This is a genomic window from Streptomyces sp. NPDC050161 (assembly GCF_044460025.1).
GTDB lineage: Bacteria > Actinomycetota > Actinomycetes > Streptomycetales > Streptomycetaceae > Streptomyces.
The window spans coordinates 42,627-52,641 of record NZ_JBITJM010000033.1 but is presented as its reverse complement, the minus strand read 5'-3'; the positions used below and the strand labels follow the sequence as shown (position 1 = coordinate 52,641).

The 10,015-nt window shown below is 69.0% G+C and carries 10 protein-coding genes; 1 reads left to right on the top strand and 9 read right to left on the bottom strand.

The window, feature by feature from the left end; genetic code table 11:
- The 9 genes from ACIBK8_RS33655 to ACIBK8_RS33615 form a co-directional block, all read right to left on the bottom strand.
- Positions 1 to 153, bottom strand: a 153-nt coding sequence (locus ACIBK8_RS33655; protein WP_399046252.1) for a transposase, incomplete at its 3' end; no start/stop codon positions are given.
- 738 nt (positions 154 to 891) lie between these two features.
- Positions 892 to 1,317: a lasso peptide biosynthesis B2 protein gene (locus ACIBK8_RS33650; protein WP_399046247.1), complete on the bottom strand. Its 426-nt coding sequence runs from the start codon at positions 1,315 to 1,317 to the stop codon at positions 892 to 894.
- Complete coding sequence (locus tag ACIBK8_RS33645; RefSeq protein WP_399046245.1) at positions 1,314 to 1,577, bottom strand: lasso peptide biosynthesis PqqD family chaperone; 264 nt, start codon at positions 1,575 to 1,577, stop codon at positions 1,314 to 1,316. Before ACIBK8_RS33645 ends, ACIBK8_RS33650 begins: the two co-directional genes overlap by 4 nt.
- 8 nt (positions 1,578 to 1,585) lie before the next feature.
- On the bottom strand, positions 1,586 to 3,436 hold the full coding sequence (locus tag ACIBK8_RS33640; RefSeq protein WP_399046243.1) for an asparagine synthase-related protein: 1,851 nt from the start codon (positions 3,434 to 3,436) through the stop codon (positions 1,586 to 1,588).
- A gap of 243 nt (positions 3,437 to 3,679) precedes the next feature.
- The gene (locus ACIBK8_RS33635; RefSeq protein WP_399046242.1) at positions 3,680 to 3,823 is read right to left on the bottom strand and encodes a lasso RiPP family leader peptide-containing protein; all 144 of its coding nucleotides are present in this window, start codon (positions 3,821 to 3,823) and stop codon (positions 3,680 to 3,682) included.
- A 181-nt stretch (positions 3,824 to 4,004) separates the two neighbouring features.
- Entirely contained in the window at positions 4,005 to 4,568 is a 564-nt protein-coding gene (locus ACIBK8_RS33630) for a cellulase family glycosylhydrolase (protein WP_399046240.1), read from the bottom strand.
- Positions 4,569 to 4,754: 186 nt separating this feature from the next.
- Positions 4,755 to 5,723, bottom strand: coding sequence for an amidohydrolase family protein (locus ACIBK8_RS33625; RefSeq protein WP_399046238.1), 969 nt, complete (start codon positions 5,721 to 5,723; stop codon positions 4,755 to 4,757).
- A gap of 11 nt (positions 5,724 to 5,734) precedes the next feature.
- Positions 5,735 to 6,994: a beta-ketoacyl-[acyl-carrier-protein] synthase family protein gene (locus ACIBK8_RS33620; RefSeq protein ID WP_399046236.1), complete on the bottom strand. Its 1,260-nt coding sequence runs from the start codon at positions 6,992 to 6,994 to the stop codon at positions 5,735 to 5,737.
- 33 nt (positions 6,995 to 7,027) lie between these two features.
- Entirely contained in the window at positions 7,028 to 8,020 is a 993-nt protein-coding gene (locus ACIBK8_RS33615; protein WP_399046234.1) for a methyltransferase, read from the bottom strand.
- A gap of 531 nt (positions 8,021 to 8,551) precedes the next feature.
- On the opposite strand from ACIBK8_RS33615, the gene ACIBK8_RS33610 reads away from it, so the two are divergent.
- Complete coding sequence (locus tag ACIBK8_RS33610; protein WP_399046232.1) at positions 8,552 to 9,886, top strand: NAD(P)/FAD-dependent oxidoreductase; 1,335 nt, start codon at positions 8,552 to 8,554, stop codon at positions 9,884 to 9,886.
- Positions 9,887 to 10,015: the final 129 nt, after the last annotated feature.

Genomic DNA, 10,015 nt, shown 5'->3' with positions numbered 1-10,015 from the left:
CAGATCCCGCCACTGCACCCCCGTCCGGACGCGGTACAGCACCCCGTTGATCACCCGTCGGTGATCACTCCACCGGCCCCCACGCGCACCACCACGAGGCAAGAACGACTCCAGCCGATCCCACTCCGCATTCGTCAAATCCCCACGGCCCATACAGCCAGCCTGACCCCAACACCCCGTCCACGCCAGGAGATCCGAGAAACAGTGCCTAGACCACGTGGACGCCAGAAGACGCTTCCGACAACCTGTGCCAGGTGGGACCGCACCGCCGCCCGCCTCAAGAGCGATGACAACGCGCTCCGACACGAAGCTGGGCACCGACCGCGGCAACGCGACTCTGCGCCGGCCGCAGTGCCCAACTCCTGCAGCCCGCCCCGAGATCCGGACCATGCACGGAGCAACTCGACGCCCATCTGCGCTATTTCCCCTGTCTCTCCTGGTCAGCAGGGCCGTGAGCCGTGTACCGCCAGCAGACGAAGAATCCGCTGGCGAACTCACCCCGCAGCCTGCCTGCCGCAGTCACTCAGCGTGCCTACAGCAGCTCGCCGGATAGGCGGCTGCCGCGTAACCCTCATCTGCGAGGCGGGCTCCTCCCGGGGAGAATCTGGGGAGTATGGACGTCGCTGGGGAGCGTGTGGGGAGAATCGGCCGCGTAAAGCGACACGATCCTGAAAGACGCCGAAAGACACATCTACACAGGTCAAAAACCTGCATCGCCACATCTCCGCAGGTCAGAGCGACCCGATAGACAACTTCATCTTCCACCTCACCCGCGTCCCTGCGACCACACCCGAGCCATCCGGCAACGACGGGTAGCCCGCCCGCGAGTCGAGCCCGGTGGCTGAGCGCGGGCGCTGCCCTCGGCGCCGAAGGAGCGCCGGATCGTGTCGGTCACGGCTGGTCGGGCAGGCTGGGGACGCTCATGATCCGGTGATAGAGGGCCGTGGAGGGGGGTTCGCCGACGGGTTGGCCGTCGGCTTCCACCCAGGCGTGGGCGCGGAAGGGGTCGCTGCGGACTCCGGTGCACCAGGTCGGCCACACCCCGCGGATCCGGCACAGCAGTGTGGTGGCCAGGGAGCGTTGTACGCAGCCCTCTCCGGCGCAGCGTGCGCTCACGGCGATGACGGCCTGCCGGGCGGCCAGGGCTTGTTCGCCGGTCGCGGGCCGGGTACGGCTGCGCAGGATGTGGAGTACGCCGCGGATACGGCGGGGTGGCAGGTGGGCGAGAGCACGGGCCAGGGCGACGGCGAGCAGGGGGGCCACGCGGTGGAGCGGGGACAGTGACGGGCGGTCTTCGGGAGCGAAGGGCACGCTCATGGCCGCGTCACCAGCCCTGCGGTGCGCAGCGACTCCAGCAGTGCGGCGGCGTCGTGGCCGGCTTGCTCCGGGGTGAGTGCGGGATAGCGGTCGGCGAGTTCCGCCGCGGCGTGCTGGAGGATGCCGCCGTTGAGCAGGGTGCGCAGGATCAGTGCGCCGGTGGGATTGAGTTGCCAGTACCGGCCGGAGCGTTCGTCGAGCAGCACCATGCCGGCATCGGTGTCCGTGGTGCTGATGTCAGGGCCGAGTGCGAGCCTCATGGTGTTCCTTAAGTGGCCATGGCGGTGGGGGTGTTGGTGGCGGTCGGTGGTTCGGTTGACGGTCGGGGCTGTGAGCGAAGCCAGACTTCGCAGCTCAGGGTCGGCGTCAGGGAGCGGTGCAGATGGTGGTCGGGGTAGCCGCGGAGCGCGTTGCGCAGCTTGTCGGTGTCGATGAGGCCGATGCGGGACAACTGGGAGTCGTCGAACAGTTCCAGCAGTTCGTCCCGGTGGCGGCGTAGCGCGGTGAAGGAGTCGGCGCTGTACTCGCCCTTGGTGGTGCGGGTCAGGATGCGGCCCGGGACGATGTCGCGCATCGCCTCCTTGAGAAGGGGTTTGTACCGGGTGGGTGTCGTGCGCTCGTGCGGTGTGACGGCCAGTGCCGCCGTAATGACGGCGTCATCGTGGTAGGGCGTGGTGTAGCCGATGCCCAGGGTGTCGGTCGTGAACTGGTCGATCTGCCGGATGGCGTTCCCGCCGGTCCGTACGTATTGCAGCGCGCGGTGCAGCGCGCGGTGTGGCGAGAGGGGGGCCGGTGCCTGCGCGGCTGCTCGGCGCAGTGCCGCCGCCACCGTTTCCACAGCCGTCGGGGTGGCCCACGGCGGCATCCGCACCTCGGTGTCCCACCCCATTGGGGGCGCGTGGGACGCCGCGGGTGCCAAGGCGAGGCGTTCGGCGCTACGGGCCAGTTGGGTCGGGTAGCTGGAGCGTTCGCACAGGGCGCGCAGCACGGGAAGCAGTGGGGACCGACGGAACAGACGGCGCGCGTGGAGGGTGCCGAGTGCGGTCAGCGGATGAGCACGGGCCAGATCGTGCAGGTGGGACGGCATAGGGGTGAACAGCTCATCGGCGCCACCGCCCATCAGGTGCAGGCGTGAGCCCCGGGCGGCCATCCGTCCGAGTGTCCCGAGGAACTTTTTGTGATCACACACCCATCCGCCGGGCTCCTCGGTCGCCAGACGTGCTTCCAACATGTTTGCGTACCAGGTGGGTTGGTCGTCGTGGCCGGTGACCACGTGGTCGGCGTCGGGGAGTTCGGCGGCGGCTCGGCGTGCCCACAGGCCGTCGTCGTTCGCTTCGTCCCTCCCCTGCCAGCCGTTGGTGACCAACCGTGCGGGGCCCCGGGCGGCCAGGAAGCACAGGCTGGTGGAGTCCAGCCCGCCCGAAAGGTCCGCGCTGATCGTGCCGCCACCCGCGATGCACGCCTCCACCGCGGCACCCAGCGCCTGACGTACCGCACTCGCGCCCTCGTCGAAGGGCATCACGGGCTCCGGGAGGCTCCACCACCGCTCGGTGCGGGCGTCACCGTCCGGCTGAAGGACCAGGGCGTCGTCGGGCCGCACGCCGGAAACGCCCTTCCACACGCAGCGGTCCTCCAGCGGGTAGGCCAGGTTCACCGTCGCCAGGCGCAGCGCCAGGACCTCGTCGTCGATGCCTGCTCCGGTGAGTTCGGCGAGTACGTCCGCCCGGCCGGCGGCCACCGTCACTCCGGCCACCCGGGCGTGGAAAACCCTCCGCACACCCGCCGCGCCGCCCCGCATCCGCACCCGGCCGCCGATCGACGCCACCAGGTGGAAACTGCCTGCCAGCCCGACGGCCACCTGCTCCGCACCGGAGATCTGCGATACCCGGCTCAGCCGGGACGACAACGTCGCCGCGTCCACCGGGCAGCGGCCGATCACCGCCAGGCGCGCCAACCCCGCCTGCCCGAGCACCACTTGTCCCTGCGGCCAGCTACCCAGCAGCCACGGCCGTCCCGAAGCGTGATCGACGGCGTTCCTCGCGAAGGGCCGCAGCACACGCGCCGCGGCAACACCGGCATCACCATCGGGCAACACCGCGAACCACATCCCACCCGGCATCGACCACTCCTGTTCCCGAGCGAAGAGAAGGTGGTACGACGGCACGCCGCCGCACCACCTTGGTTCCGCCGATCGGAAAACCGCCGTCGCAAGAGGCCGCACCAGCGGACGGAACCGGAAAGGCCGGCATCAATTCCGCCGGTCATTCAACACCTCGACCAACGGAAACGATCGGGCCCTGTGAACCGGGCCCGGTCGCGGCACAACCATTCATGGCCAACCGAACCCACCAGCCGAAAACGCCTATTCGTCGTAATAGTTGAACGGTGGCGGTACAGGCTCGGTCGCACCCCCCTCCACATAGCCGCGCGTCAAGTCGGCATAGGAGCCGGCTTCCATCAGCGTCGGCACTTCGTACGTCTCCCCCAGTTGGTCCACGGATTCCATCGCACATCAACCCTTTCGCTCTCGCAGGTGCGGGCCACCTGCCCGCCGCAAGCATTTCCCGGAGTTCTGGAGCCAACACAACTGCCGATCAAGTGATATTGCCACATTGGCGTATTGACCGAGGTCAGGCTGCGGAAATGCGAAAGGGGGATCAAACATGGCTGAGCCCCTGCGGCGGGCGTCAGCCGGTGGTGCGGGCCCCGGAGCCGCCGTGCCCCGTGCCCTTGAAGACGCCGGCTTCCTCGGCGGTTTCCTTGATGTCGTCGGGGCCGTTGAACAGGCGCTCACCCCACGGGGTCAGCCGGCCCGCGTCGAAGCCGGTGACCAGGTCGAGGCACTCGACGCCGCTGCCGTTCCCGCTCCGGGGCCATCCCAGGTACCCCACCCCGAGGGACCTGGTGGTGACCATGATCGCGTCCTCGTCGGGGTCGCCGTCGGAATACCGGTCGCCGAATTCGCCTACCACGAGGGGGAGTTTGGCTTCCGTGAACCGGTTGATGTAGTCACTGACTTCACGCTTCGCGTCGTACACGCCGTACATATGGATCGAGAAGACGGTGTTCTTGTCCGGGTCCGCGGCGAATACCTCCTTCGCACCGTCGCGCATGGTGAAGGACCAGTCCTGGCCCCAGTTGGGCGCGTCGGCCGTGAGGGTGTTGGCGACTCCGGCGGCGCGCATCCGCGTGATGGCGGACCTGGTGTCGTCACCCCAGGATTCGTAACCGGTGTTTCCTGCCGCAGTCACTCAACGTGCCTACAGCATCTCGTCGGACAGGCCGACGGCCACGTACCCCTCGTCTGCAAGGCGGGCTCCTCCTGGGGAGAATCCGGGGAATCGACTTCACCCACGAGCCGTATGACCGGGACGCCGACATCACCCCCTTGCAAGACCATCTGGGGGTGCTCCCATACGGGTAGTTGAGGGAGTTGTTCACCTGTGGCGCAGGGCGGGCAGCAGCGTCAGTGCGTTGCGGTGCCCGATGGCCTCGCGGGCGCCCTCCGTCAGGTGGGAGGAGGATGCCAGGCCGGTGATGTTGTCTTGCACCACGGATTCCGGGGCGAAGGGGTAGTCGCTGCCGAACAGTATCCGTGCCGGGTCGGCGACGGTACGCAGGGCCGCGAGCGCATGCTGGTTGGCGCTGAGTGCCACGTCGTAGTAGAGCGCGTGGAGCTGTGCCATGACGGCGGTGGCGGTGCGGGTGTCCTGTTTGCCGGGGAGGGGGAGGGCATCGGCGAAGTGGGCGATGCGCCAGGCGAGGGCGGGGACGGCGGCGCCGGCGTGGGGGACGACGATGCGCAGGTTCGGGTAGCGCTGGAGGGTGCCGGTGTAGAGGAGGTTGACGACGGCGCGGGTGGTGTCGAGGGGGAACTCGATGACTGGTGCGGGGCGCCCCAGCCGGGTCTGTTCGGCGCAGACCGGGGAGGTGGGGTGTAGCAGGATGAGAGCGTGCCGGTCGTTGAGGGCGGCGAAGACCGGCTCGTAGAGCGGGTCTCCGAGGTAGTGGCCCTGGTAGTGGGTGAAGAGGGTGGCTCCACACATGCCCAGCGCGTCGAAGCAGTGGCCGATCGTCTTCAGCGTCGCGGTCACATCGGGCAGGGGCAGCACCGCCGTGGCCGTGAACCTGTCGGGGTGCAGGGTGACGATCTCGGCGATTTCCTCGTTCGTCCGGGCCGCGAGTGCCGCCGCCCCGTCTGCTCCCGCCAGCACGTGGACCGGCGGTGAGGTCACCGAGAGGACCTGGGCGGTGATGCGGTGGCTGTCCATGAAGTCCAGGGCGGCCTCAATACTCCAGGACGGGATGGGGAAGCCGCCGTCGAAGCTGGTCAGACCCGCGTCGTGCGCGGCCTGCCGGTAGGCCCGTGGGAGGCAGTGGGCGTGGACGTCGACCAGCTTCGGCATGCCCACAGTGCTCACGCGCCCCGCACGGCGATGGCGGAGTTGTTGCCGCCCATGCCGACCGAGGTGGACACAGCCGCGGGCACTGCGTGGCTGTCGCCCTGGCCGACGACGTGGTTGAGGTCGCACTCGGGAGCGGGGGTGACCAGCCCGTGAGTGGGCGGGACCTGGTCGTTGCGGCTGGCCAGCAGCGCCACGATCACCTCCACCGCACCGGAGCCGCCGAGCATGTGCCCGGTCGCTCCCTTGATGCCGCTGACCCGCAGCTCCTCGATGTGCTCGCCGAAGGTCTTGCGCAGTGCCACCGTCTCGGCAGGGTCGTTCGACTTGGTGCCCGTGCCGTGGACGTTGACGTAGCCGACGTCCTCCGGTCGCAGCTCTGCATCCGCCAGTGCCTCCTCCAATGAGGCTCGCATGCCGGGGGCGTCGTCGGGCGGGATGTCGCTCATGTCGTAGGCGTCGCCGCGCTGTCCGTACCCGAGCATCTCTCCGTGGATACGGGCGCCTCGGCGGGCGGCGTGCTCGGCCGCCTCCAGGACCAGGATGCCGGCGCCTTCACCCAGCACGGTGCCGTCACGGTCCACGTCGAAGGGGCGGCAGGCGCCCTGGGTGGAGCCGGTGTGGTTGGCCGCGAACCCGGCCACGATGATTTCGGTGATCGCCGACTCCGCTCCGCCGGCCAGCATGATCTCGGCACGGCCGTGCCGCACCCGGTCATAGGCCGCGATGATCGAGTCGTGGCCTGATGCGGAGGCACCGGAGACGGTCACCAGCGGCCCGCGCAGCCCGAACCGTACTGACAGCACCGAGGTGGCCGCGTTCGGCAGCGTCTGGTTGAACAGGCGCGGCGTGATGTGGCGCGCCCCTTTCCCTTCCAGGACCCTGAGCTGACGCCCCAGTACTTCCGTGGACGAGAACGCGACCCCGACCGCCGCCCCGTAGCGGTCGAACGTGCGGCCGTTCTTCTTGCGAGAGGTGATCTCCCGCGGAGGTATGTCCAATTCGGCGTCCGCCAGGGCTTCTTGTGCCGCCGCGATCACGTATTGCTGGTAGCGGTCCAGCGTGCGAAGGTCGCGCGGCGAGATGCCGTACGCCGACGGTTCAAAGCCGGAGACCTCTCCGGATCGTTTGATCGGGCAGTGCGTGGGGTCGAAGCGAGTGGTGTCGACGACTCCGCTCCGCCCTGCCGTGAGGCCGGTGAAGGTGTCGGGGGCGGTCAGGCCCACGGGGGTGATGGCTCCGATGCCGGTGATGACAACGCGTCTGTCTGCCATGACGGTGTACTCCTTCGCCGTGAGGGGGTGGGGTTACTTCGTGGCGATGACGGCGCCGTTGGCTCCCGCCGCGTCGAACCGCAGGATGCGGGGCTGGGTGAATCCGGCATCCGAGAGCCAGGAGAGGTACTCGGTTTCCGAGTAGTTCCTGCCCCCTTCCAGCTCGACGATCATGTTCATGCCCATCAAGGCGGCGGGGGCGGGGCCGGTGCGCTCGGGATTGAGCAGCAGCTCGCAGATCACGATCGTCCCGCCGGGCTCCAGGGCGTCCCTGCACTTACGCAGGAGATCCCGTCCGGTGGCCTCGTCCCAGTCATGAAGGATCATGCTGAGCAGGATCACGTCGTAACCCCGCGGCAGGGCGGCATCGGCGCGGAAGTCCCCGCCGACGGTGTCGATGACCTCGTCCAGCCCTGCGGCGGCGATCCTCTCCTGCGTGAGCTCGCAGACGTGGGGCAGGTCGAGCACGGTGGCCGACAGATGTGTGTAGCGCGTGCACAGTTCGATGGGGAAGGCGCCTGAGCCGCCGCCGACATCGAGAAGCCTCACGTGGGCCTTGAAGTCGTACGCATCGGCCAGAGCGGCGGCGGTGAAGGACGAGATGGAGTGCATGGCCTCCCAGAACAGCTCCATCATCTCCGGGTCCTCGGCAGCGAAGACCGAGTCCTGCGTCGCCGGATCCCACGTCAGCGGCCGGTTGGTCCGCATGGCGTCGACGACCCGGTGCCACGCCGGGTACTCCCGGTGGTCACAGAAGCGCACGAATCCGCCGAAATAGTGCGGGCGACCCTCGACGAGGAACTCCTCCGCCAAGGGCGAGTTGCGGTACCGGCCCCCGTCCTTCTCCAGCAGGCCCAGCGAGGCGCAGGCGGCCAGGAACATGTCAGCCGCCCGCGGGTGGATGTCCAGATCCGCTGCCGCCTCATCCAAGGTGACCGCGCGCCCGTCGGCCAACCTGGTGAACAGGCCCAACTCGACAGCCGCAGCAAAGGTCTTGAACGACCAGAACCCACTGGTCAACTGCATCAGAGGAACAGGAGTGGACCTGTCCGCGGAACCGTGCACGGCAACCTCCACCATCAGAGAAAGGGCCGTCGGGACGGCCTCTCAGCAGATATGAAGCACCCGGAAACCACCCCGCCGGAAGACGCGGGCCACGGTGCTCCTGTTGAACGTGTTGCACGCACGTGCCCTTGCGCATGCACGAGGGGTCCAAGCGGCCCGCTCCGCCCGGTACGTCGGCAGCGCGCCCTCCGGTAGGTCAGCCGCGCGCCCGGGTTCACCCGCACTGTGCTGGACGACGGCACTCCCCCAACTGTCGGCGGAGCAGGTGGGATCCGCTGCCCACCGTCACCGCTTCCCGCCGGGCTCGTCCGGCACCGGACCATGCCTGCCGCTACGGCCGGTGCGGGACGGGAAGGCCGCCCCGGCAGGGCGGTTTTCGGGCAGCCGGCACGGGCGGCGGGGCACATTTTCCATAACGCGTGTTGTGTAAATTCGTCCGGCTCGATACGGTGCCGCCATCTTCTGAACTCACGACAGGAAGCCGGTATCAACATGTACGACGTTGCAGTGAGCGGGGCCGGCTTCGCCGGCGTGACGTACTCGGCGTTCAGCGGCTGGGCCGACCGGCCCACCAACTTCGCGCCGATGCTGGAAGAGGAGCTCACGTGCGACATCGCCGTTGTCGGGGGCGGTTACGCCGGCATGGCGGCGGCGCTGCGGCTGGCCGAGCGAGGCGCCGATGTCGTCCTGCTGGAGTCCGGGTTCTGCGGATGGGGCGGCAGCTCGCGCAACGCCGGGTATCTGTCGAACGCGCTGGCAGGCGACCCGCAGCTGTTGAAAACGCTGTACGCACGCCGCCTGCCGCACCTCATCCGTTACGCGGACAAGGCGGCCCATTTCACCGAGGACCTGATCGGACAGCTCGCCATTGACTGCGAGTACGAGCCGACCGGCAACGTCATCGCCGCCGTCTCCCCGGGACAACTCAGGCGCACCCGGCGGAATGCCGAGATCCTCCGGAGCGCGGGGGCGGACGTCGAGTTCGTCGAGGGCCGCGACTTCGGCCTGCCGGAGTCATTCCTCGGCGGTGTCTTCGAGCGGGCCGGCGGGCTGCTGAACCCCGGGAAGTTCGCGCTCGGCCTGCGCGAGGCGCTTCTCGCATCGGACGTGCGGGTGTACGAGCGGACCGCCGTGCGCGCGGTCGAGCCCCATGCCTCGGGAGCCGTCGTCAGCGTGCCCGGCGGCAGCGTCCGCGCCGAGCGTGTGGTTCTGGCCACCAACGCCTACTCCCGCGATCTCGCGATCGCCCCGAAGCGGATGGTCACACCGATCTGGACCAGCCTGGTCGAGACCGAACCGGTCGACCCCGAACGCCTGGCGGCGACCGGCTGGACGAGGCGCGTAGGCATCATCACCCCGCACACGATCCTGGAGAACTACCGGCCCACGCCACGCGGCACGGTCATGTTCGGAACCCGACGGCTGCGGACGGCGCCGGGAGCGCTGGGCACCCGTGAGCCGGACGACACGGTCGTGGCGGACCTCGTCCGCGGCTTCCATGAACGGTTCCCGTCGCTCAGCGACGTCGCACCGCGACGCGCCTGGGGCGGGTGGATCGCGATGACGTCGTCGCTGCTGCCGGTCGCCGGCGAGGCGACGAAGAACGTTTTCTACGCCATCGGCTGTAACGGCCACGGCCTCGCCCAGTCCCCTTACCTCGGCACGCTGCTCGCCGACCGGCTCTCCGGCGACCGGATGCACGAAGACCTCGCCGCCGTATGGCGTGCGCGACCGCGGTTCGCTCCGTCCCTCCTCAGCACGCCGACGCTGCACGCCGCCTGGACGGCCGACCGCATCTCGGACCGCTTGCACCGCCGCAGGGCCTGAAGCCCGGCTGCGCCACGTCCGTGCGCCGCACCCGGCACTTCAGACCGGCCAGACCGGTCAGACCGGCGAAAGTGAAGGGCCTCGAACGGGGGCGCGTACAAGGCGGCGGCGAGACCCCGGCTCGCCGCC